General features: G+C 39.9%; 18 protein-coding genes. 8 read left to right on the plus strand and 10 right to left on the minus strand.

What is annotated here, in order from left to right:
* The first annotated feature begins 53 nt into the window (after positions 1-53).
* A complete protein-coding gene (locus QZ738_RS02005; protein ID WP_293783774.1) occupies positions 54-707 on the plus strand; it encodes a S24 family peptidase in 654 nt (217 codons plus the stop codon).
* Between the two features lie 412 nt (positions 708-1,119).
* Here QZ738_RS02005 and QZ738_RS02010 read toward each other — a convergent pair whose 3' ends face one another.
* A complete protein-coding gene (locus tag QZ738_RS02010; protein WP_293783777.1) occupies positions 1,120-2,649 on the minus strand; it encodes a RagB/SusD family nutrient uptake outer membrane protein in 1,530 nt (509 codons plus the stop codon).
* A gap of 10 nt (positions 2,650-2,659) precedes the next feature.
* Positions 2,660-5,944 (minus strand): TonB-dependent receptor, encoded by a 3,285-nt coding sequence (locus QZ738_RS02015; protein ID WP_293783780.1) that lies wholly within the window; start codon positions 5,942-5,944, stop codon positions 2,660-2,662.
* 324 nt (positions 5,945-6,268) lie between these two features.
* Here QZ738_RS02015 and QZ738_RS02020 point away from each other — a divergent pair, with 324 nt between their 5' ends.
* Entirely contained in the window at positions 6,269-7,516 is a 1,248-nt protein-coding gene (locus QZ738_RS02020; protein WP_293783783.1) for a YdcF family protein, read from the plus strand.
* Between the two features lie 2,431 nt (positions 7,517-9,947).
* Here QZ738_RS02020 and QZ738_RS02025 read toward each other — a convergent pair.
* From QZ738_RS02025 to QZ738_RS02035, 3 genes are read right to left on the minus strand one after another with little or no spacing between them, the layout of a single operon-like run.
* Entirely contained in the window at positions 9,948-12,395 is a 2,448-nt protein-coding gene (locus QZ738_RS02025; RefSeq protein ID WP_293783786.1) for a TonB-dependent receptor family protein, read from the minus strand.
* 34 nt (positions 12,396-12,429) lie between these two features.
* Complete coding sequence (locus tag QZ738_RS02030) at positions 12,430-14,316, minus strand: M56 family metallopeptidase (RefSeq protein ID WP_293783789.1); 1,887 nt, start codon at positions 14,314-14,316, stop codon at positions 12,430-12,432.
* 33 nt (positions 14,317-14,349) lie between these two features.
* Positions 14,350-14,739 carry a BlaI/MecI/CopY family transcriptional regulator gene (locus QZ738_RS02035; protein ID WP_293783792.1) on the minus strand — a complete coding sequence of 130 codons (390 nt, stop codon included), beginning with the start codon at positions 14,737-14,739 and terminating at the stop codon, positions 14,350-14,352.
* A gap of 273 nt (positions 14,740-15,012) precedes the next feature.
* Here QZ738_RS02035 and QZ738_RS02040 point away from each other — a divergent pair, with 273 nt between their 5' ends.
* The 4 genes from QZ738_RS02040 to QZ738_RS02055 all read left to right on the plus strand — a co-directional run bounded on the left by QZ738_RS02040 (position 15,013) and on the right by QZ738_RS02055 (position 18,230).
* Positions 15,013-15,663 carry a FadR/GntR family transcriptional regulator gene (locus QZ738_RS02040; RefSeq protein ID WP_293783795.1) on the plus strand — a complete coding sequence of 217 codons (651 nt, stop codon included), beginning with the start codon at positions 15,013-15,015 and terminating at the stop codon, positions 15,661-15,663.
* A gap of 4 nt (positions 15,664-15,667) precedes the next feature.
* Complete coding sequence (locus tag QZ738_RS02045; protein ID WP_293783798.1) at positions 15,668-16,501, plus strand: sulfite exporter TauE/SafE family protein; 834 nt, start codon at positions 15,668-15,670, stop codon at positions 16,499-16,501.
* 11 nt (positions 16,502-16,512) lie between these two features.
* Positions 16,513-16,914 (plus strand): DUF1634 domain-containing protein, encoded by a 402-nt coding sequence (locus QZ738_RS02050; RefSeq protein ID WP_293783801.1) that lies wholly within the window; start codon positions 16,513-16,515, stop codon positions 16,912-16,914.
* Positions 16,915-17,018: 104 nt separating this feature from the next.
* Positions 17,019-18,230, plus strand: a complete 1,212-nt coding sequence (locus QZ738_RS02055; RefSeq protein ID WP_293783804.1) for an ATP-binding protein — start codon at positions 17,019-17,021, stop codon at positions 18,228-18,230.
* Positions 18,231-18,303: 73 nt separating this feature from the next.
* On the opposite strand, the gene QZ738_RS02060 is transcribed toward QZ738_RS02055, so the two are convergent.
* Positions 18,304-19,158, minus strand: a complete 855-nt coding sequence (locus QZ738_RS02060) for an NAD(P)-dependent oxidoreductase (protein WP_293783807.1) — start codon at positions 19,156-19,158, stop codon at positions 18,304-18,306.
* Positions 19,159-19,318: 160 nt separating this feature from the next.
* On the opposite strand from QZ738_RS02060, the gene QZ738_RS02065 reads away from it, so the two are divergent.
* Positions 19,319-20,422, plus strand: a complete 1,104-nt coding sequence (locus tag QZ738_RS02065; RefSeq protein WP_293783810.1) for a DNA alkylation repair protein — start codon at positions 19,319-19,321, stop codon at positions 20,420-20,422.
* Here QZ738_RS02065 and QZ738_RS02070 read toward each other — a convergent pair.
* Complete coding sequence (locus QZ738_RS02070; RefSeq protein ID WP_293783813.1) at positions 20,411-20,869, minus strand: NUDIX domain-containing protein; 459 nt, start codon at positions 20,867-20,869, stop codon at positions 20,411-20,413. The genes QZ738_RS02065 and QZ738_RS02070 overlap by 12 nt on opposite strands.
* Before the next feature lie 109 nt (positions 20,870-20,978).
* On the opposite strand from QZ738_RS02070, the gene QZ738_RS02075 reads away from it, so the two are divergent.
* Positions 20,979-21,638: a hypothetical protein gene (locus QZ738_RS02075; protein ID WP_293783816.1), complete on the plus strand. Its 660-nt coding sequence runs from the start codon at positions 20,979-20,981 to the stop codon at positions 21,636-21,638.
* A gap of 212 nt (positions 21,639-21,850) precedes the next feature.
* Here the strand turns inward: QZ738_RS02075 and QZ738_RS02080 are convergent, their stop codons facing one another.
* The 3 genes from QZ738_RS02080 to QZ738_RS02090 all read right to left on the minus strand — a co-directional run bounded on the left by QZ738_RS02080 (position 21,851) and on the right by QZ738_RS02090 (position 25,299).
* The gene (locus QZ738_RS02080) at positions 21,851-22,042 is read right to left on the minus strand and encodes a hypothetical protein (protein ID WP_293783819.1); all 192 of its coding nucleotides are present in this window, start codon (positions 22,040-22,042) and stop codon (positions 21,851-21,853) included.
* 57 nt (positions 22,043-22,099) lie between these two features.
* Positions 22,100-24,196 (minus strand): glycoside hydrolase domain-containing protein, encoded by a 2,097-nt coding sequence (locus QZ738_RS02085; protein WP_293783822.1) that lies wholly within the window; start codon positions 24,194-24,196, stop codon positions 22,100-22,102.
* 584 nt (positions 24,197-24,780) lie between these two features.
* The gene (locus QZ738_RS02090; RefSeq protein ID WP_293783825.1) at positions 24,781-25,299 is read right to left on the minus strand and encodes a DUF2911 domain-containing protein; all 519 of its coding nucleotides are present in this window, start codon (positions 25,297-25,299) and stop codon (positions 24,781-24,783) included.
* Positions 25,300-25,539 lie beyond the last annotated feature (240 nt).

The following is a 25,539-nucleotide window of genomic DNA, read 5'->3' on the forward strand; positions in this document are numbered from 1 at the left end:
AAAACAGAAGAAATTCTAACGATTGGTAGAATTTCTTCCATAATACAATGCAAATGACTGAAAATCAGAGACTAAAAATTTTAATGGATTTATTGAATTTCAAAACTCAAAAAGCTTTTGCTGATGCTTTAAACATTCAAGCTGGTTCCTTATCTGATATAATGAGGGGAAAAGATGGCTTGAAAGTCTCTAATGCTATTAAAGACAGGTTGGAAATGAAATTCGACGTTAATTTAACCTGGCTGGAGGATGGAATTGGCGAACCATTTTTCAAAAAGAGGCCAGCCGTTGGCGAAAGCAAGGAAGGTGTACCTTATTTCGATATGAGTTTATCTGATGCGAAAGAACACATTGTGGAAGAGCAACGCGCAGAATACCTGGTGAACTATTTGCCTTTTAACGATTGCACGGCCTACTTACCAGTTTATGGAGATAGCATGGCCCCGCAATATGCTGCAGGTGAAATTATAGCCATAAAAGAGATCACTAATTACGAAATTCTGCAATGGGGCGAGGCTTATGTAGTGATGACCGATGAAGACAGTAACAGTTTACGCACCATTAAACTTATTTACCAACATGCTGATGATACCAAACTCATTCTCCGTTCTTCAAACCCTAATTTTAACGGCGATACGGTGATCAGTAAAAAGAATATCCTGTCGCTTTATATCATTAAAGGGAAAATTACTAGGAATGTGATTTAGAGAAGCGGTTGACAGTTTTCAGTTAATAGTTTACAGTTAACTGAAAACCAATCGTATTGGAGAGGAAAGGGCTGGAGATATCGTTATTCACAACTTGACCGTCAACCACGCAGTGCTCATGAATGCCAATAATAAAAGCAAAGTCTGATGAATAATCGTAATGCCTTCGCAGGTTTTTTATGTTGCTTTAAGACTCCCGCATGTGCGAGATCCGATTGCTATCGGATGACGACCGAACTAATGGAGGGTATCAATGGTAACTTCCGCCCGGCCGGACAGGTGTTTCAGGATCCAATAAGAGTGATTATTTTCTGATTCAATTACTTGAAAACTGAAAATTGCCAACTGTTAACTGAAAACGCTTTATAAAAAGGAAGTCAAGTTTTTGAAACTTGACTTCCTTAAGATTTAATTAATACCCGGGATTCTGATACATCTTAACCGGATCTAATTTCACCTCATCAAAAGGAATAGGAAAATACCTGTCTTTTGTGGTTACATTGGCAAGCTTAGCAATACCATAGGAAGATTGCGGTTTGGCTTTTAAGTAGGTAACCAATTCTGCAGCAGTAAAATTCCTGATCAGGTCAAACCACCTTTGGTGTTCAAAAGCGAATTCTACCCTCCGCTCATGCAAAATAGCTAGTTTTAAAGTTGGGAATTTAGCTGCATAAGTGGCGTCGGTTTTAGCAACCGCATAAACTGGCATACCTGCTCTTGTTCTTACCATATCCAAATATTGAATAGCCACCGCATCTTTACCCTGTAGCATATTTACTTCGGCCAACATTAAGATTACATCGGCATAACGCATCAGGATCCAGTCATTACCGCCGTAACCATTATTGGTGGCCAGGGAGCTCGCATCGCGAAACTTGGTGATAAACCAATCTCTTACGGTCTGCTCATTCGCAAATTTAACCGAGAAATCTTTCCTCAAATCATTTGTTTCGTATTCGTTGATCAGATCAAGTTTTACATTACCACCAATCCCGGTAGAAACTTTAAGCGAATTGATGGTTTCACCTTTCGCCTGGTTGTTGGCAGCAATGCTCGAACTGTAGTTAATATCGCCCTGTTTGTAAGAGATCTGGAAAATCAGTTCTTTACAGGTAGTTTTCTTGGTTACATCAAAAACGTCAGTATAAGGAATTTCAGAAAGGTTGCCAAAAGCTTTCATATTATAGGCTGCCAACAGGTAAGTATTGGCATTACTTAAGTTTTCAGCCTTATTGTTTGGCAGGGTGGCCGCCATAGTTAAATAAACCTTACCTAAGTATGCATTGATAGCCGCTTTTGAAGTCCTGCCAATATTGGCGGTTGTCTGGAAGTTTGGTAGCGTACTATTTAAACCATCTTTTAAATCGGCAACAATCTGGTTATACACATCAGCTTCAGGTACGCGGAAAGTTGCGGCTATAACTTCATCGGTAGTAAGCAATTGTTTGGTAACCAAAGGAACGGCTCCCCATTTCCTTACCAGTTCGAAATACATGATTGCCCTGATAAATTTGGCTTCTGCTGCATAGTTAACCTTGGTTGCAGGGTTAGCAAAACTTACCTTATCAATATTTGATAAAATTACGTTACTTCGGGAGATGGATTGATAAAGTGCAACCCAATGCGCCTTTAAATACGAGTTACTTGGCAATAAAGAGAAATCATTAAATTGAAAGGGCTCTCCGGCATTACTCTGGTTATCATTTCTACCCGTATCATCTGAACGCTCATCGGTAAACAGCCCGCTGTTTTCACCCAGCGTATTACTACTTCTTAACGATTGGTAAGCCCCATTTACGGCCAATAATACATCATTCTCAGTTTTAAAATAATTTTCTACAGTAACAGCGTTTGGATTGCTCTGTGCCAAAAAATCTTTTTTACAGGCGCTTAGGCTCAAAAATACACCCATGGCCAAAATTGCATATATATTGTTTTTCATTTCCTTAATTCTAAAAAGTAAGTTTAATACCCAGGTTATAGGTTCTTGCCAATGGATAGTTACCATAATCTACCCCGGGCGCAAGGTTATTGCCTGCACTATAATCCACTTCAGGATTATAACCTTTATAATCTGTAATGGTAAAGGCATTATCTACACTCGCATAAACACGGATATTACTTACTTTAAGCGTATTGGCCAGTTGCTTTGGAAAACTATAGCCTAATGTAATGTTGGTACACCTGAAGTAAGATCCATCCTGAATGTAAAATGACGATAAACGCGTACTGTTACTTTGCGTACCTGCACGAGATGCACGATAATTTAAGCCACTGCCCGGATTGGCTTCATTCCGGTAACGGTTGGCCACATCTGCATATTGGTTACCAGAACCTTCGAAATTATAGAGGTAATAATCCTGTCCATCTAAAACCTGGTTCCCATACGATCCGTTGAAAGACGCACGCAGATCGAACGTTTTGTAAGAGGTGTTTAGGGCAAAACCGTAGGTAAATTTAGGATATGGTGTGCCGATAACCGTTTTGTCTGCATCATTTACGATACCATTCCCGTCGGTGTCCTGAAAATATAAATCACCAATTTTTGCCGGATTGGTTGAAGAAGCTGACGGAGCAACCTTACCCAAATTATCAGCTGTGACCCTGCCCAAAACTTTAAAACCATAAAACATACCAACCGGCTGACCTTCTTGGGTAACATGTGTAATATATGACCGCTCTGCACCAGCAGTATAGATGGTACTTGCTCCACCCATATTTAATACCTTATTGTGGTTAACGGCAATGTTTCCGCTTAAACCCAATGTAAAATCCTGATTTTGGATAATTCTTCCATCCAGTTGGATGTCGAAACCTTTATTACGGATTTTACTATCGGCAAGATTGGTAAGAATAGAAGAAGCACCCGATACAGCAGAGATGGGTTGATTGAATAAGAGATTGTAAGAATAACTTAAGTAATAATTTGCGATAATATTCAATCTGTTTTTGAATAGGCTGACATCTGCACCAAAATTATACTGAGAGGTAGACTCCCATCCTAACTTCGAATCCTGTATGGCATTTGGCCAGATCGCCGTTGAAACCGCATTTCCAAAAACCACACCACCCGGCGCACTCATTTCCTGCGCAGTTCTGTAATTAGGGATGTTGTTGTTACCGCTCAAGCCCCAGCTTGCCCTTAACTTAACGGTTGATTGTTCGCCAAGAAAACTATTGTAGAAATCTTCTTCCGAAAGGTTCCATCCTGCGGCTATCGAAGGGAAATTACCATATTTATTTAACGGGCCGAACCTTGATGATCCATCACGACGGAATGAACCGGTTAAAAAGTATTTGCCTCCATAATTATAACTGAAACGGCCAAAATAAGAAAGCAAAGTATTGGTTGCCTTTGCTGTTTTATTTGCCCCATCTGTTATTAGCGTTAAAAAGCCTGCTTCAGCACCTTTATCGGTAATCTCGCCGATTTTATCATTTTGAAAACCCGTAGCAGAAATCCTGATTAAATCGCTGGTTGTTTTTTGCGCAGAATAGCCGCCAAGTACATCAATTTTATGCTTACCAAAGGTTTTATTGTAATTTAAGGTAAACTCACCAAGCTGATCAACCTGGCTAAGGGTTTGTGCAATCGCATTCGCCGCCGTTATTGCAGCGGTAGAGTAAGGCGGATTATTACCGTTACTTAAGCTGGTTGGCAAATAAAAATCATATTTCTCGTTATAGGTCTGCGTACCTAAATTGGCTTTAAAATCCAATCCTTTCAATATACTATAAGTGGCATTGGCATTGTAGGTGCTTCTGGATCCCTTTCTGGTAATCTTTAGTTGCTCAACGGTAGCCAAAGGATTTTCAGGGTTTTGAATACCATATTGAGAGGCTAAAGCACCCATGCCAAACTGGATCGGATTTCCATTGGCATCTCTTGCAGGCAGGTAAGGCAAATAAATTAATGCCGACATCATCGGACTTAAATTATAACGTCCCTCCTGTACCTCACGGTTATCGTTCTGCGTATATGATATGTTAGCGCCTACACGCAAACGTTCACTCACTTTGCCATCGATATTTGCCCTGAAGTTGGTTACCTTTTGGTTGGTGTTGGTTACAATACCATTGTTGTTCTGGTAGCCACCGCTCAAAAAGTATTTGATATCTTTAGTACCGCCAGAAAAAGAAAGGTTATGGCGCTGAAACGCAGCATTGCGGTAAAGTTCATCCTGCCAATCGGTATCGTACGTAGCAGGGATGGCCTGTTGTGTGCTAAAATTATAAAGATCAGCAGGAATACTCACACTGCTTCCATTACCCACATTGGAAATTCGCGTAGCATTGTTATCACTAAACATCGAGTCGTTCCAGGTTAATTTTCCACCATTTACCACCAAATCCTTGTACGCATTGTTACGTCCGTCGATCAGCAGCTGGATAAACTGGTTGGCATCCAATAGTTTTATTTTTTTGGCCAATTGCGAAAATCCACCCTGAACATCATATTGAAATCTTCCTTTTCCATCCTGTCCTCTTTTTGTGGTAATTAAAACCACCCCGCCTGATGCCCTGGAACCATAAATAGCAGCAGAAGCCGCATCTTTTAAAATGTCAATGGTTTCAATATCCTCTGGATTGATCGACACGTTATTTCCAGCCGGATACCCGTCAATTACATATAAAGGATCGGAACTGGCGTTAATGGAACCAATGCCCCTTACTCTGATTTTGGTACCGGAATACGGCGCTCCACTGGTTTGCGACACCTGTACACCTGCCACTTTACCAACCAATGCCTGGCCAACCGTAGGCGAAGTTAAATTCATCTCGCTGGCCTTAACACTGCTGATCGCTCCGGTTACATCCGATTTTCTGATTTTCTGGTAACCAATGGCCACTACTTCATTTAAAGTATTGCTACTCTCTTTTAAAACAATATTGATATTCTGGCGGCCATTAACGGCCACCTCCTGATTATCGTAGCCGATGTAAGAAAATACCAGAACAGCACCTTCCTCTACATTAATTGAATATCTTCCATTGGAATCGGTAACGGTAGTTTTTTTTGTTTCCTTTTCAAATACACTCACACCAGGTAATGGCTGGTTGTTTTGATCGGTAACTGTTCCGCTCACCGTGGCAAAAGCTTTATGGTATATGGCAGAAACAGCTTCATCATGGTTTATGGCTATTGCATTGGCATTACAGATGGCCAGTAAACCTAATGGCAAAAGCAATTTCCTGCAAGTACGACTTGTACCTGCGGTTAAAAAAAATGATGTCATCTTTTTGTTCGTTGTAATGGTTTTTTTAAATAATTGGGGATTTGTTTTTTTAAGTAGAAGCGTAGACTTTCACATTTACATAGGCTTATCCTTTTTTAAGGTTAACGAGTACTTTTTTGAGCGTTCTACCGCCGCAAAAGTAGGGCTGTGTTTTTAACAGGATATATCCCCTATGTTAACTTTGTATACCAACACAAAACGCTTCGTTAAGTTAATATTAATTGAGATTAAGATGCTGGTAAATCGGTTTATCACCACCAAATCATAACAGCTTGTTAATGCTGATTTAATAGTTTTCTTTTAATTTTACACCCAAAACCATTTATGAAATCCTTTTATCTCTTTCTGGTATTCTGCTTGCTGCACCAATGCTTAACCGCACAAAACCTACCCTCTCAATCTTATCAGCAGATCCAAAGCAGAAATGCTGTACAATACAAAAATTATTACCTGCTTACCCTTTTCGGGCAACTACCTGAAATCCGTCAAATGCTCCGTTCAGATACCGTACTTAACGGCATATATCAGTTAAAAGCGGCCCGTGTAAATGAGGCAATTAAAACCTGTAAAACCGATATCAACTGCTTTGCGAAAGCTTTAAAATTTACCGATGATGAAATATCCGGTATTGAAAATCGATTAGCTACGCTTTATAAAAAAGATAATCCCCTTGGAAAACTGATTAAAAACCACCTCATCCCCTCAGGCTGTTATGTTTTGTATGCTCAGGAGACGCCCGAAAACTTATTATTGAAAGCATGGGAGCAAGATGCCAAAGCCATTAATTACGCTATTGGCGTATATGTAGAGGGAAATAAACCCAATTACCCGAAAATAGATTCCATTAGTTTCAAAGTAAAGGATGCAGCGTTTGCGGAACTTACTGCAGCCAATGCCTGGTTAGCTTTACAAAGCAACCATAAAATGTTTTTTGAACCCGCTATGCAATTTGCACTCGAGGCATTGGAACTCAATGACCGTAGCGAGGCTGCCGATTATGAACCAATGAGTAAAGGTGTAAACCTAAGTGCCATTCAACAGATCAAAAAAGTGGATTGGAAGAAATACCCTTACAGCGTAATCCTCGTTCCGGGTGCTGGCCCTGAAGAAAAATATGTTGCGCTAAGCCCCGGCGGGATGATCCGGTGTCGTTTAGCCGCCTTGCAATATAAAAAAGGCATGGCGCCATTTATTGTAGTATCTGGCGGTAGGGTACATCCATACAAAACCAAGTTCAGCGAAGCTTATGAAATGAAGAAATTTTTAACGGAGGTGCTGCAGGTACCCGAAAGTGCTATTATAATGGAGCCGCACGCCCGCCATACCACCACTAATCTTCGTAACTGTGCCAGACTGATGTTCAGGTATGGAATGCCTGTAGACAAACCTGGTTTAGTCTGTACTGTAAAATCGCAAAGTTATTACGTTACCAATGTCTTGCCGGAACGATGCAAAAAAGAACTCGGTTACTATCCTTACAGAAACGGGAAACGTTTAAGTGATACCGAATCAGAATTTTACCTGGACACAACATCCTTACAAATTGATTTTGATGAACCTTTAGATCCTTAAACTTATTACTTCCGTTCTGCCCTGGATGATACCAAACGTTATCGGTTTCATCCTATCGGTTAGTATCACATCGACCTAAATAATTAGTTTTTTTACCAGCCGAAATGAATGACTTTGTAGAAACTTGAATGCATTCACTTTTCAATTAAATCCGGAACTATGAGGGTAACTCCCCTCCTGATTTAGAAGTGTCAGGGGTGGTAATGAGACAACATTTTAAATCATTCGCTGTGCTCCGGGCTATTTCGCTCTAATCGGGTTTAGGAACAAAGGTTAGTGCACACTGCAATCTCTACTATGAAATACTGCTGTGGCCACCTAGCCCCGGCTGAAGCCTTTACCCTGCAGCAACGAGGTACGAGGCAGCGAAGCGTAAAAGCGAAAGACGGGAAGAAACCTAGTGTTTTTTACAGGCCTTGCGCTCCAAAATAAAAACTTATTGTACCGACCGAAATGAATGAGTTTATAGATTTAGGAAATGAACGACCTGGGGTTCTTGGAGGCCCGTAGTCCCGCTTCCGCTTATAGTCCTCTCCCGACAGAATGTCGGGATCCGGGCTATTTCGCTCTAATCGGGTTTAGGAACAAAGGCTTGTGCTTCCTACAACCTCACAAATGAAAAACTACCTTAACCTATCAGCCCCGGTTGAAGCGTTACCCTACAGCGACGAGGCACGAGGAAGCGAAGCGTAAAAGCAAAAGACGGGAACACGCTACCCTATTAACAGAGGCCTTGCGCTCCAAAATATAAGCTTGCGGTCGCCTAAATTTGTCAGTCTGAACGAAGTCGAAGAACCGGATTTGTTTAACCATGTGAGGAATATATGATCGTGTAATTTTATGTAGTAAAAGATCCTTCGACTACGCTACCATTGACGTTAATTTTTAATTATTTGATAATTAGTTACTTATAAAATATGCATTTCCATCCAACAAGGCCTTCGCACTGGGTCTCCGTTCTACTTAAGTCCGGCCTAACAAATTTTTCGGACTCCACCGACCAAACCCCATTTACCGGCTTTGAAAGAAAAATTTTCAGCCGGCATTTTATTAATGTTTGTCTATTGTTTTTTATCTGTATTAATGAGCTCGGCAATGCCTCGGTTTTGTTACTTTTTGATGCCAAACAGTAAGAGCCATTCGGCGGCGGTAAGCCGAGGCAAGACTGGGCTGTATGGCATAAGTAATTAGTTACGTCATCTATATTGATTTTTATAAAATAAATTATCCCTCAGGATGACAGAGAATAATAACGGAAGCCCGAAAATATCATTTACTAACCACCCCCGCCCCTCCTAAATCAGGAGGGGAGTTCCCCTCATAGTTTCACAGGGATCAATACATAAATATTGTTTCCGCACCATGCGATCTGCACCCTGCTATCCGGCCTCGCAGATTTCCGCCGGAAAAAGCACGAAAATCTTTGCACCCCCCCTTATACCCTTCAGCCCAAGGCAGGATCAAAGCGAGAGCGGTGGAACAAAGCAAGGGCTAAGAGCCTCGATGCTGCCGCTATCAAGATTTCCGTAGCTTTTTACAAGGAATTGCGCAGCAATCTTTTATACCGATAAAAACAACATCAACTCATAAAAAACGATGCAAGCCTTTCAGTTATGCCTTTTTTGTTGTTGTTTTCAATGGCAGGCATGCTTTCGCTACGCTCAGGTTGGTTACCTTTTTATCAAGAAAAAGGTAAGAGCCCCTCGGCGTCGGTGAGCCGAGGCAAGCCCAAGCGAAGGACAAAAAATAGCGAGTGCATTAAGATTTCCGCCTGCGCGGGAATGACGGACTCTGTTTATGAAAAGTTCAAAGATCTCTCCCCGCCTGTACGGGCAGGCCTGTCCGCACGGGCGGGCACTGCGGTCGAAATGACGGATTTTTCGCGATAACCCGCAATTAAAAGATCCTTCGTACCTCAAGATGACAGCTAGAGAAGAATTCCCTCTACTCCATGCTATCTCCACCCCGCTCCCCGGCCTCGCAGATTTCCGCCGAAAAAAGCACGGAAATCTTTGCACCCCCCCTTATACCCTACAGCCCAAGGCAGGATCAAAGCGAGAGCGGTGGAACAAAGCAAGGGCTAAGAGCCTCGATGCTGCCGCTATCAAGATTTCCGTAGCTTTTTACAAGGAAGGCTGCAAGCCTTGGGTTTTTGTTACTTTTGGGCCAAGCCAAAAGTAAGAGACCTTCGGTGGCTAACCGAGGCAAGCCCGGGCGAAGGGCAAAACTGTAGCTATTACCTAACTTAAAAGATTTCTCCGCTACGGTCGAAATGACGGATTTTTCGCGACAACCCGCAATCAAAAGATCCTTCGTACCTCAGGATGACAGCTAGAGAAGGATTCCCTTTACTCCATGCGATCTGCACTCTACTCCCCGGCCTCGCAGATTTCCGCCGGAAAAAGCACGGAAAGCTTAACTATCTAAAACCTTAATTCTTTACCCTGTTCTTTTCCGCATCCGCACCAGAAGGTTCATGTTTGTCTGGAGAAGAAAAGGTCTTACCGAAACGATAGCTAAAGCTTAAAACAAAATTTCTGGAATCTTGCCTGTTTCTCCAACCGGCTTCTGCAGCCGCAAGGTTGTTGATTATCCCATTATATATCCGGGTTCTAAAAATGTCATTTGCCGTTAATTTCAGGGTACTTTTTGCTGAAAGTTTTTTCTGCACGGCTGCGCCAAACTCATGTACCGCCCCCAGTAAAAACTGCACATTGGAAAGTTTACTTTGATAATTCATGTTCAGTTCAGCATTCCATGTCGGACTGATTTTGAACTGCAAATTAGGGTTTGTCCTTAAATAACTTCCGTTGGTAACCAGAAAGCCCGTATAAAAATCAGTTTTGGAAACTATTTTTGCATATTCAATATAGGCATTCAGTTTAACCCATTTGGCAAAATCAATTTCTGCATTTACCGAAATATTGGCTACCCTCGTTTTGCCCACATTTGCTGGCCGGCTGTAATAGGTACCATTTAAAATTTCGATGGTTTCGTTCACTTCGTCCCTTACCCAGCTATAACTGAATGCTGTGGTAATTTTACCTTTATAGGTATGAGAAAGTTCGATACTTTGCGTAAAAGAAGGTTTTAAAAACGGATTGCCAACATAATAGGTAAACTTATCCAAAGGAGAAAAGAAGGGATTCAGGTCCTGATAATACGGACGATCGATCCTTCTCCCATAATTCAGCCCTAGTTCGTTATTTCCTACCGTATCAAGCTTGTAAGAGAAATAAAGCGTTGGGAACAAACTGTTGTAAGTTCTTTTGAAAGTAGAATCAGGTTTGATCGGATTTCCCAACTGATGCCCGTTGGAAACTGTGTTTTCATATCTTAAGCCTGCCTGGAGCGAAAACCGCTTCCCTTCCCTGCTCATGTTCAGGTAAACCGCATTGATATTCTCTTTGTACAAAAAGTGGTTACTCTTTTCATAATCGACACTTGTTTTTCCATTTGCGGTATTAGCGTAATCGGCAATATTATCCGTTTTGGTATAAGCAGTTTTAACACCCGCATCCAGCTTCCACTTATTTTCTAAAGGATGCGAATAATCCATTTTAGCCGTATAGATATCGATATCTGATGGTAAATTTCCGCTCAAGATATCCTGGTATTTTAAAACTCCGCTAGGCAGGTAACTGAAATTATAATAGGTCTGATCGTTTTGGTCCCGATAAAGCAGATAATCTGCATCAAAGGTTAATTCCCGCCCTGTCGGCTTAAATTTATGCCTGTAATTTAAATTTGCACCTGCATTTTGGTATTTGATCTGATCGATATTCTCAGCCCTGATGACCGAATCTAACTGCATGGAGGCGTTAGACAGGTTACTGGTATTGTTGTTTACCTGTTTGGAAATCCTGTTCATTCCGGTAAGTACCACCCCCCAGGTAGTTTGTTCAGATGCATAATAATCAAGTCCCGTTTTCAGGTTTAAGGTATTGCCATGCCTGCGAAAATAAGAATTTTGATTAAAGTAGGATTTGGTACTGCCATCAGCATTTTTATATTTCCGGTTCAGATCTAGATCGGTAAAACTATTATTGAGGTTATAGCTCAGGTTGCCAAAAACATTAACCTTGTCTTTTCGGTAATTAAAATTGAAACTGTTGCTTGAACGGCTTAGCTCGCCCTGGTTTAAACTCAGATTAATGCCCCCGTTAAAACCTGCATTTTTGGTTTTCTTGGTTTTGATGTTAATTACACCTCCATTGCCGGCAGCATCATACTTGGCAGGTGGATTGGTCATCAGCTCGATCTGATCAAGCGAAGAGGAAGGCAATGACCGCAAATAATTCTCCAGATCTGAACCTGATAAATAAGTGGGCTTATCATCAATAAAAATAGTCACCCCATTTTTACCTTTTAACGAAATTACCCCGTTCTGATCTACATTTACACCAGGCGATTTGCTCAGTACATCCAGTGCCGTCGTGCCTGCATTCGAAATCAAGGCATCTACATTAACCACAGTACGGTCTATTTTCCGCTCCACAAAAGCTTTTTGTCCTGAAATGGTTACCTCTTTCAAATTGGTTGCCCCGGTTTTGATTTTAATATCTGGTAAGGCAATAATGGTATGGTCTGCAGTTAGCACCAATGTATCGGTTTGGTATATAGGCGATCCGACCACCGATATTTTTATCAGATATTTTCCATATCCAAGCTGATCAAAACTAAACAATCCATCTTTCTCTGTAAAGGTGGTTTTAAAAAGCACCGAATCTTTAAGGAGGGCAACTGTAGCAAATTCCAAATCCTTTCCTTCGGCATCCACTACCCGTCCGTAAATTTTGGGCTGTGGGCCTTGGACCTGGGCAAAAGTAAGGGCAATATTCATCCATACGGCTAAAAAAGCCATGATCTTAAATTTCATGATGTAAATTGGGTTAGCGTTTTAGAAATTAACTTTAATTTTTTTCAATCAGAAAATTATACATCAATGAATGGTTGTCATTTTTCAAAAACCGCTTTTTATACTTCTGTTGAACTTCGGCAGGCTGTTTCACACCGTTTACGATCAATTCATCTTTATTGAGCTTATATGAGAGCTTATTGGTACTGCTGATGATACCATCTTTCCTCAATTCCTGATTGATTGCGTTGGTATAATCATGTCCATCACCATTGGTTACTGTTTTTGAAGTAACTGTACGCTGTGAACTGGTTTTGGTACTGCTACTTTGGCCATAAACTGCTGGTGTTGGTGGTGTAGCGGGCATAGCAGGTGCAGGAGCTACTGCTGATACGGCATATGCAGCGCTAGGTGTTTTTGGAGTTTTTGGAGTTTTAGGCACACGAGGCAAATCTGCAGTTATTCCATAGGCCTGAGATTTATACTCTTCTGCCTGCTTTTGATATTCTTTTGCATCTTCAACAGCTCGTCTGGCATCAATAATGGCTTGCTTAGCATCAACCATGGCTTGTTTACGATCTATTTCTGCTTGTCTGGCATCAATAACAGCTTGCTTAGCATCTTCCTTAGCCTGCCTCACATCATTCTCCCATGTTTTTTCATCCGCTTGCCGGGCTTCTTCATCAGCAAACCTGGCCTTCCTATCTTCTTTTGTTTCCGGCAGCTGTTGTTTTTCATTCATTTTTTTCAGCTGGCTATCTACTTTTGCATTGATCTCCCGCTCCATTTGCTCTGCAGATTTTCCTTCTGCAGCCTTAGCTTTTTTTCTGGTTGTATCCTGTAGGGTTACAATTGTAGTAGATATTTCTTTCCTGGTAACTGTTTTGGTATGGCCTGTGCTTTTAAAAGCAGCGCTACAAAGTACTACCGATACCAGGGCGATGGTTAATATAGTTTTTTCCATTTTGTTTAAGGTTGAATTGGTATTGAACAACATCCTGCTTGCTCTCTGCAGCAGGCTACCTTTAGTTCCGCTCATGGCCATGGCATAAGCAGGTGCACGCTGCTTAAACTCCTGGCACACAATAAGGGCCTGAATGTAATTTTTACGATCGTTTACACAGGCGATGGCCAAATCATCGCAGCAATGCTCGCGTTCTGTTTTTATTAATTGCGATACCCAAAGTACCGCCGGATTAAAGAAGAATACTATTTCGATAAAACTTTGTAAAATATTTACCAGGTAATCTTTCCGTTTAATGTGGGCCAGTTCATGAGAGAGAATAGCCTCTACTTCGGCATTGGATAAACCATTTAGCAAGCCCAAAGGAATCAGGATCAAAGGTTTGAAGTGCCCCACTACCAAAGGTGCCTGCGCAATACCCGATTGCATCAGCTTAACCTGTTGTGTCAAACCCAGTTTTTGTGCCAGTTCGTTTAGTTTTTCGTCCCATTTTTTTCCCGCCGCGTAGGTTTTATAATTACGCAGGTGATAAATACCATTTAAACCCACCATCAACTGGATACTTTTTCCGCAAATAATCAGGAACCAAACCAATACGATCTGATTGGCATAAGCATTCCACAAAGATAAGATGCGATTAAGCCCCGAATACATGTCTTGCTGTACATTTGTAACTGCTTGCTGATCTGCAATTGCCTTTGGCAAATTAATCCCTATCTGATGAGTAACCTGTGATTGTGTATCTTGATCCGATTGCTGAAGCTCCTGATAAAAAGTATACCCTACTGCCACAACAAACAAGCCTAAACATACCGTAAGCAAATTATAACGAGATGTTGCACTCGCCTTACGGGAGGTAAACATGACCAAACCAGCTAGCAAAGCTAAAATTACGCCAAGCCACAAAGAGTGGAACAAAGTAGCGCCCAGGGCATGAAGCCAATTTTCGGGCAAAAGATCGATTAATTTAAATTCCATGAGGGTGGTTCTTTAGCTTTTATTCTGGTTTAATTAGTTCATGCTATCCAATAGCCGCTTAATCTCTTCTATTTCCTTTTTTGATGTTTTCTCGTTACCCAAAAGCTGCATCATCAATTTCGATGCGGAGCCTTTATACAAAGTGTTTACGAAACGGTCCAACAACTGATCTTTGGTTTTCTCTTCTGCTTCTACCGGAATATAAATGTGTTTCATTTGGCTTTCATCACGTTTTAAAATTCCTTTTTCAGTTAAGATCTGCATCTGTTTCAAAGTTGAGGTATAATTAACCTCTCTGAGTTCATTCAGCTTATCATTTACAAACCGAACGGTTGATGGTCCGAATTCCCACAGCACCTGAAGAATTTCCAGTTCAGCTTTGGTTGGTTCGGGCAGATTATTTTCAGTTTGATTACTTTTCATATGTTAAAGGTACGACAAATTTCGTACGATACAAATATTAGGTTATTTATTTATGATAAATTAATATAAGTGTATGATTTAAAGTAAGTTAAATATTAATTTTTTTTTAATCGCTTTGCCTGATATGATTATTGTTCCCAAGCCCTATCCGTCCGAAACTTAGGTAGGGTAATTAGCTGAAGTAACACCGCCTGAATAAAATGATATTGATCAGACGCAAAACATATGATGTTTAAATAAAACATCGTATGTTTGTATTATTGATTTCATATTATGGAAAAAGAAGGCAGACTTTTCGAGCAGATAGCCACTAAAATCAGGAACGACATTAAAGAAGGCAGATTTAAAGTAGGGGAAAAAATTCCATCAGAACCAGCCTTGATGGACTTATACGGTGTTGGCCGCTCTACCATTCGGGAAGCCATAAAATCACTTACGTTATCCGGAATTCTCACGGTACAGCAAGGTTTTGGAACAAAAGTTAATGCTACCACTACTGAGCCTATTGAACAACGGTTACGCAGTGCTGATTTTAAAGAAATTAATCTGGTTAGGGCTTTGCTCGAACAGGAAATTGTTCGCCTGGCTACTAAAAACCGGACCGCAGCAGATCTGGCTGCCATCAGCGAAGCACTTGAGAAAAGAAAATCAGCTATCGAAAAAGAATCGAGAACTGAATGTGCCGATGCAGATATCGCATTCCACCTGGCTATTGCCCGCGCATCAGGTAACCGTGTATTAAGCGATCTTTATGAAAGTTTTACGGTAATCATCCGTGATTTTTTTGCCAAACGAGCACCATCCGGCATCACTCACTTTGCCATGAGCCATCACCTGCATGAGGCATTATTTGATACCATAAAAGCCGGCAACACCGATTCAGCCGTTTCCATAACTACTACCATTCTGAACAATAATCATTAATATCATGACCATTTTAACTTTTACCCTGATCCTAATTCTTGGTGCTTACCTGGCTGGACTGATTGGATCGCTAACAGGACTTGGCGGCGGCGTAGTCGTCATCCCCTTGCTTACACTTGTTTTTCACGTCGATATCCGGTATGCCATCGGTGCGGCATTACTTGCTTCTATCGCCAATTCATCGGGAGCCGCCAGCGCTTACATAAAAGAGGGGATTACTAACATCCGCCTGGGTATGTTTTTGGAAATTGCAACCACCATAGGCGCAGTATTGGGTGCATTAATTGCTATTTACACGCCCACCAATACTATTGCCATTCTTTTCGGATGCGTTCTGCTTTTCTCGGCAGCGATGACGTTAAGAAAAAAGAACCAGGAAGCACTAACCGAGGGCAGCAAACTTTCGGCTATCTTAAAACTTAATAGCAGTTACCCCACACCAACCGGCTTGGTTAATTACAAGCTTAAAAATGTAGGCGCCGGTTTTTCCATTATGACCGTAGCCGGCGTAATGTCGGGTTTGCTGGGGATCGGTTCCGGTGCATTAAAAGTATTAGCCATGGATACCGCCATGAAAATCCCCTTCAAGGTAAGCACTACTACCAGCAATTTTATGATCGGTGTTACCGCCGCTGCCAGTGCTGTAGTTTATCTGCAGCGCGGCTACATGGATCCCGGAATTGCATTTCCTGTAGTGCTTGGGGTATTGGGCGGTGCGTTTACCGGAGCTAAATTATTAACCAGGATCAACCCTTCCACTTTAAGGATTATTTTCTGTATTGCCATTACTTTCGTCGCGCTCGAAATGATTTATAACGGTTATCATCACAAATTTTAAGTTAAAATAAAATGAAAAATATGATCTCAACCCATCTTATAAAAGACCGCGATGTAGAAAAAATTGTGGGCAAACTATTAAGGTTCGGTGTAATTACCGCAAGCCTGGTGGTTTTATTAGGCGGCATACTTTTTTTGGTACAAAACGGTAATGAAAGCAGACCCGACTATCACATCTTTAAAGGTGAAGAAAACGACTTTATCACTTTTGACGGCATTTTTAAAGGACTCTTCACTTTCAGGCCAATGGCCATCATCCAGTTCGGTGTATTACTTTTGATCATCACACCAATTTTGCGTATCATATTCTCGCTGGTGGCTTTTTTGCTAGAAAAAGATAAGCTATACGTGGTGATCACATTAATTGTACTAGCCATCATATTGGGAAGTACTTTTGGCGGGTTGAAAATATAGGAAATCCATTTTTATACTATATACATGAAACTTTTTTTATCTTCGAAAAAAGTATACGATATACATGAAACTTTTGTTATTTTTGACAAAAGTATACGATATACATGAAGCTTATAAAAAGACCGACATATACCAGTAGGATTACTCCATTTATCAATAAGCAAGTAATTAAAGTACTTACTGGTCAAAGGCGTATAGGCAAAAGTTATATCATGCTCCAATTAATAGAAGATATCAAGGCCACGGACAGCAATGCTAATATTGTATATGTTAATATGGAGGTGGATAATTTTTCGCACATTAAAACTCACGAAGACTTATCCAATTATCTTAAAAACAAATTCCCGTCAGATAAAAACAACTATTTTTTTATTGATGAGGTTCAGGAAGTAAAAGAATTTGAACGGACTTTGCGAAGCTTGCTGGCGAAAAACATCTGCGATATTTATTGCACTGGTAGCAATGCTAATATGCTTTCTGGTGAACTTGCTACTCATTTATCAGGTAGGTACATGGTTTTTCAAATCCATGCATTAAGCTATCTTGAATTTCTTGAGTTTCATCAGCTTGAAAACAAATCAGATTCACTTAGGCTTTATCTTAAGTACGGGGGAATGCCTTTTCTACCAAATATTGGGCTGGAAGAAAACTTGCCTTATGAATACCTTAAAAGTGTTTATGCCACAATATTATTAAAAGATGTAGTAGCCAGAGAAAACATCCGTAATGTATCGTTTTTAGAAAACCTCGTTACCTATCTCGCAGATAATATGGGAAGTCTATTTTCTGCCAACAATATCAGCAAATACCTAAAATCACAAAAGGTGGATATTTCTACCCAGCTAACCATAAATTACCTGCGCGCATTAAGCAATACTTTTTTTGTACATAAAGTTCAGCGCGCTGAAGTGGGAGGGCTAAAAATATTTGAAATAGGGGAAAAATATTACTTTGAAGATTTAGGTCTTAGAAATGCCATTATCGGTTTTAATCAATTGGCAGATATCCATAAATTAATGGAAAATGCAGTTTATCTACATTTAAGACAGCAGAATTTTGATGTTTTTGTTGGTAAACTCGGCGACAATGAAATTGATTTTGTGGCAGAAAAAAATGGTAAAAAGATGTACGTACAAGTTTGCCTGACCATACAAAGTGCTGACACTGCTAACCGGGAGTTTGGAAACCTCCTTAAAATAGAAGATAACCATCCGAAATATGTTATCACCTTAAATGATGTGATATTCGGACAAAATAAAGACGGTATAATCCAGAAAAACTTGCTGGAATTCTTATCGGAACAACACGATAATTAATAAATATTGAGCTTAAATATAATACCATAGGAAATCACTAAAATCGCCTATGGTTTTGATATTTAAAATCTCTTTATTCTTTAATCTGCTTAATCACGGCAATAATATCTTCTTCTCCATATTTTGATGCTGCATTTTCAAAAGTATGGAGCGTAGTTTTAGCCAATGGAGATGAAATACCCTCTGCTTTTGCCAAATTTAAATCTTTCACAATATGCTTGAGTGCGAATGCTGCTTTATAATTGTCAGTAATAATGGCATCGCCTTTAATTTTAGTAAAAACGTTTCCGATAGCAGCGTTATTGATCAATTCCAATAAATCAGCCGTTGCAATTCCTTGCTCGTTAGCGAATAAAACAGTTTCGGCCAAGCCTTGCGCATAAAGTGCCAGGAGCGAATTGATTGCCAGTTTTGCACTATTACCCGCACCAGTGGCACCAACAAGCTTTGCCAGCTTACCCACTTTTTCTAAAATCGGTTTTACCTTATTAAAAGCAGCTTCATCACCGCCACCCATAATCACTAACTGACCAGTTTCGGCCTGTTTTACACTTCCTGAAACCGGCGCGTCTAAATATTGTCCACCTTTTTCCTGGCATAATGCTGCCATCCGCTTTGAAATGGCAGGAGAAACCGTACTCATGTTAACAATCACTTTGCCTGAAATATCGGCATCAAAAATACCATTGGTTCCGTTAAAAACCTGGTCAACCGCGGCATCATCAGCTACCATAATGATTACCACCTCAGTCGTATTGATCAGTTCCTGGGGGTTTTCTGCAGCTGATGCACCCATTTCTTTCAATGAAGCATTCTTGCCCTCGGTCCTGTTATAAACCGTAACGGCATAATCCGCTTTTATTAACTGTCCGGCCATTGGGATTCCCATATTACCTAAGCCAATCCAACCTATTTTTACTGTATTCATTTTGCTATTTTTTACGATAAACAAATTTGCCAAAGAAAAAGCTTAAATTCTTAATACAACATTAAAATAATAGCATAAAATAAATATTTTGAATGTACAGCATGCAATACTAATATTTTTAGTAAGTTAGCAACCTGTTAAAAACCTTGTCTCATTTTATATGGCCAGCCCACTCAAAGATTTATATTCACCTGCTTTCTACGATAGATTAACCACTGCATTGGCAGCCACGGTACCAGGTTTCGACAAAGAATTGTTCGTCAACAAGATCTTCCTACCCGAATTTGAATCGAAAGAACTAAAAGAGCGGATGAAACACACTACGAAGGTATTACATGATTTTTTACCGGAAGATTATCCACAAACGATTACGCTCATTAAAAAAACAATTGAGCACTTAAGGGTACAAGGTATTGGAGAAGATGGACTGGCTTATATGTTTTTACCGGATTATATTGAAACCTATGGAATTGATGATTTCGAAAGTTCTGTTGAAGCGCTTGAGTTTGTCACACAATTTGTGAGTTGCGAATTTGCAGTTCGTCCATTTATCTTAAAATATGATAATGACATGATTTCAAGGATGCAGGAATGGTCGCTGCACGAAAGCCATAAAGTAAGAAGGCTCGCCAGCGAAGGCAGCCGTCCGCGATTGCCATGGGCCATGGGCATTCCTTTTCTTAAAAAAGACCCAACATCTATTTTACCGATACTGGAAAATCTAAAGACAGATTCATCAGAATATGTAAGACGGAGTGTTGCCAATAGCTTAAATGACATTGCAAAAGATCATCCCCAGGTGGTTTTAAATATTGCAAAAAAATGGTCGGGTTTAGGTGCCGAAACCGATGCTATTATTAAACATGGCAGTCGCACGTTGCTTAAACAAGGCCACGCCGATATCCTTAAACATTATGGTTTAGATGACGCAGGGATTTTACTGAAAGATTTCAAAATCTTAACGCCCCGGATCAGCATCGGCGAAAGCCTGGAGTTTTCATTTTCTGTTTTTAACAGTAATCCTGCTGAACAAAAAGTGAGACTGGAATACGCCATTTATTATAAAAAACAAAATGGGCAGAATACTAAAAAAGTATATAAAATTTCGGAAAGGATTTATGTTGCAGGTGCTGCAATAAATATCATCAGAAAACAAAAATTTGTGCTGATTACCACACGTAAATTTCATTTGGGCGACCACCAGATCTCGATCATTATTAACGGTGCCGAAAAGAACATTTTACACTTTGAATTAACGGCTTAACTTTGATTTTAATTCATCAAGTAAAGCAATCTGCTTTTCGTTAATGTAGGTAATGGCATCAGCGTAAGTAAACCAATTGGCTCTGTCTATTTCCGCAAAACTTTGTTTTTTACCTGATCGTGGCGGCCATTCTATTTCGAAAGTATTACTAACGATGGTTGAGGGCTCAAGGTCTCCCTCAAATGCCCAGCACCACACTTTTTTACCTCCTTTTTGTACAATCGGTGTTAATTCAATGAAATCGCCACCCAAACTTTGATCGGTTTCTTCCTTAAATTCACGGATGGCCGCAGTTAGCGCATCTTCACCTTCATTTAATTCCCCTTTTGGAACAGTCCAAAAGCCAAGGTCCTTTTTTGCAAAGAACGGCCCGCCAGGATGAACCAGAAAAAATTCTATCTCTTGATCCTTTCTTCTGAAAAGCAGTATTCCGGCACTTTGTTTCATTTCATTAAGGTATGAATTGTATACAAAGAAGTCAAGTTTTTGAAACTTGACTTCTTTCAGATTAATCAATATGATTTGATGCTGTAAAAAAAATTCAATAAATTCATTCATGCCAATTAATGAAAAATACATAGAAGATTTTATTGAAAATGGATTCATGCATATCATATGTAAATCGGTTAGCGGGTCGAAACTATTTAAAGACGATGATAATAGATTTTATTTTCTTCTCAAATACGCACAATATTCTACTGGCTATCTGAACACCTATGCTTATATTCTATTGGACAATCATGCTCACTTTTTAATAAAAAACACAAGTTCAGATGAGCTCAAATCGTGTTTAAAATCCTTGAGTAAAGATTCATTAAAAACACACCAGAAAAAATATTTAGCTAATCAAATATGCTTTAGTGAAGCAGTTGAATTTCAGATGAAAGACTTTTTTATTGCTTATGCTATGGCATTTAATAAGAAAAATGAAAGATCTGGATCTTTATTTGTGAACCCTTTTCGGAGAGTAAGAGTTATTGATGAGGTGCACTTATACCAATTGGTTATTTATGTTCATGCAAATGCACTGAAACATGGTATATGTGCAGAATTCAAGAACTACAAATGGTCTTCATATCAATCTATAATATCTGAAAAAAAGACAATTTTACAAAGAGAAGAAATATTAGATTTTTTTGGTGGTAAAGATCGTTTTGAGAAACAGCATCAAATCCAAAGTCAGTATTTCTACACTAACAATTATCAAATCGAATAGTCGATGAATTCAAAGTTTGAAAACTTATTATCGGCTTTGATCTAAATTTAAAACTGATATCATAAACCTCAGGCGCTTATTATACTATGCTTATATCCAAAGAAGTCAAGTTTTTGAAACTTGACTTCTTCTAAATCCCAATAAAAAAGCAGCAAACTGTTAAAGTCTGCTGCTCTATATCGTCTGTTACGAAGAGTTTTTTTGGAGGCGTTTTACAACAACCCGTAAAGGCCATGCGCATAATTTCTTAATGAGGATGATACCGTCTTCATTTTATCCGGAGATGGGCCTTTAACTTTATAAGCCTCTGGATGAAGTTCTAAAGGCTGTTCGTTCACTTGTTCAAATGTGTTTCTATTGCTTAATGTAGCATGCTGTTCTTCGCTTAATTTTAAAGGTGCCATGATCTTGAATTTATACTACAACAACAGCAATAACAGAATTTGGTTTGCCAAATTCTGCTAATTTTTTAAATTATTTTCGAGGTCCGAAATCCAGTTTTCAGTGTCAGAAATTTTAATTGGAACCGCTGACGCCACTATTTTTAACCTTCCTCCGCTATTAATATCCTCTTGTGTGATGTAGTTCTTCTTGAAAGGCTTTCCGTTGAGGAAAACCGCCTTGATATATTTATTTTTTGCACCAAAATTTTCTGTTTCAATCGTAAAAGTTTTTCCTTTTGGCAGGTTGTACGTTAGCAATGGGAATAAGGGTACATTTAAATAATACAAGGGCCAGCCTACACAGGCGGGAGAAAAACCACTTGCGGCGAAAACGTACCAGGCACTCATCGCTCCTGCATCGTCATCCATGGTACGTAGATAGGCATTTGGCTGGTTTCTGTAAATTTTACCGATGTAACTGCCAATTCCACGGCTGTTATCATTAAAATAGTTCTGGATAACCGTATCAGCCGCGAGTTGATGCATCCAATATTGAGATTTATAACCCGACCTGGTTACATTATACATCAACGGAACCTGTAAATCCGGCTCGTTGGCATGGTTGTATAAATCGTGGGCAAAAAATTCATCAAGTTTGGCCAGATACGATTTTTCTCCTCCATCTAATTCAATCAATCCTTTAAAATCATAAGGTACAAACCACCGGTATTGCCAGATGGTACCCTGGTATAAACCTCGGGCCTGCATCCGGTCAACATCATTTTTGGTCATATCTTTGAAATCCTTATTCCAATATTTTTTGTATTCAAGCGCTTTATCCAGATAAAAATCTGATTTTTCTTTATCCTTTAAAATCTTGAAGATTTCTGCCAGCGCCCAATTATCATAACTCGATTCTAAAGCTTTATCCGGCGATTTGTAATCCAGTCCATTCACTTCTTTCATCAGTGAATCAGCAATCTTGCCGAAGTCGACCGGATATCCTTTCCGGTAAGCATCAAGCAAAACAACAATAGCATGTTCTGAGCGTACCGTATTTGAAGGTTCATGCTGACCTGCATAATCTTTTTTACCCGAATTGTATAGGTCGGCAATTGAACTTACCATTCCGGCATATCTATCCTGTTCAATTAATGAAAGTAAAGGCAATTGTGTTCGGTAATTGTCCCAAATGGCCCAACCATTGTAGCGGATTTCCTTATCTTTTTGAATTTCACCCTTGGTATTGCGGTATGTTCCGTCAGCCTCAGATATCACATATGGCGATTGCATGGTACGGTATAAAAGTGAGTAGAAAAGCTTTGCACTTTCCAGATCGCCATTTACGGCGATTTTTGAAAGATTGGTATTCCAATCGGCTTTACTCTGTTCCTTTACAGTGTCAAACGTATTTTTATTGATGGAAGCTTTCGCCGCTTCTACACTTACGGCAGAAAGGGCGATGTTAATGCCTGCCGAAGTCGACTCTTCTTTGAGCGTGGCTATCAGTTTATGTGCATCGATTACTTTCCACGATACGTTATCGCCAATCTCCATATGGTAAAACAATTTGTATTTACCTACTCCGCAAGTTGTTTTGGAGGTAATCCACCCACTGATGGTATTGCCGTTTACTTCATGCGATTCGGCCACAAAAGCACCATTAAAAGCATAACCCAAATCAATATAAAAACCTTTGCTCCCTTTCGGAAATTGATAGGCATGCTTCCCTGCTTTACCCAGTACCGCAAAACTGGCTTTAATTTTATTTTCAAAACCAACTTCATAAAAACCTGGACTGGCTTTCTGAGAAACATTAATCAGTTCAGACATTGCCGGATCATCACCTAAAAACGGCTTGATGAAAATATTACCACCCGAACCCTGACAGCCCACTCCTTCGAAACGGTTGTGGGTAAAACCTTCAAATTTTTTGGCCAGGTATTCATACCCCGTATGCGTTTTGGGGTAAGTCTGCGGACCTATACTCAACATACTAAAAGGTGCAGAGGCAGCTGGCGACATCTGTCCGTGATCGCCAGAAGATCCTAAAAAAACGTTAACCTGATCAACAGGTTTCGCAGTTTTAGAGGAAAAGAATTGCGTTTTTTGCTGCGCTAAAACGTTTAATGAAAGAGATAATAATAAGGCTAATAAGTTAACAGAAAACTTCATTATATGTGCTTGTTTGTATTTCGGCCTAAAATAACATTTTAACATGAAGCGGGTATTATGTGTTAGGTTCTTTACAAAGGGGAAGAGAGAGGCTAAGTAATTACAGCTAAATAATAAATACATTATCATTTGGGACGCAATGCCCGTGCATAACATCAAGTTCCTTCCCGTTTTACGCTTTTACGCTTCGCTGCCTCGCACCTCGTTGCTGCAGGGTAATCGCGCCAACCCTCGCCTGCAACGGGCAGGGGGGCTATATGGCCATAATAGCCTTCCATTTTTAGGTTGCCATATGCACAAACCTTTGTTCCTAAACCCGATAGCAATGTAAAGCCCGGAGCGCAGCGAGGACTTGGAATGAATAGCGGGACCAGAAGCCGCCAAGAACCACAATCCATTCGTTTCCTAAAACCATTTTCGATATTGGCTTATTGAAATAGATTTGAAATCTATTTACTTAGACCTGATCTGGACAGATTTCGCGACTGCGTTACACTCCGCCCTAAATGACGATTGTTCGACAAGACACACAAAAAAAGCCGTTCCAATATTAAATTAGAACGGCTTTCAAGAATTTAATCTAATTATTTAATGGTTACCGGAACAGAAATTTTATCCCATTCTAAGGCAAAACCACTTTTGGTAATTTTATAAACCAAACGCTCTTGTGTTGCTTTTAATGCTTTGGTTTTAACATCAACACGTAAAGCATCTTTTGCTTCTTCATATTTGTAAGCGCCCCACTGTTTTGGCTCTTTGTTGAAGATAGCTGTCCAGGTACCGCTTTCTCTGGGGATTAAAAAGAAACTGTACTTGCCTGCGGCCAAAGGTTTACCTTCAACCATAATATCTTTGTCGGTTTCGAAAGTAGTGGCTTCATTTGCACCTGCACGCCATACTTTGTCAAATGCCTCTAAACCGCCCCAGATTTTACGTCCTTTTACTGCCGGACTGCTGTAATTGATGGTTATGGTTGCACCTTTGACTTTTCCTGTTGCAGTTGCCGCCGGACTTGGTTTAGGTTGCGCATCTTGTGCCATTGCAGTTGCTGAAATGGTAATTGCCGTGAACAGCAATGCAATTGATTTAATCATCGTTTTCATAGTATTTTATCTATCTGTTTTGTTGTTTTTATTTTACGAATTTATGGCTTTAACACGATAAAACAATAACCTTTAAGAAATTGATATGGGAATGACGATTAAGGCAACATCTCATTAGTCGCCCCTTAATAACAATTTAAACATTTGATTATCAATAATTTGTTGATAAATTTCAGTATTATAAATTGCGGGTTTTGGTTATATTTATATCAAAAGCTTGCAGATATTTATGCTTAACCA

This window comes from uncultured Pedobacter sp. (assembly GCF_913776295.1).
Taxonomy (GTDB): domain Bacteria; phylum Bacteroidota; class Bacteroidia; order Sphingobacteriales; family Sphingobacteriaceae; genus Pedobacter.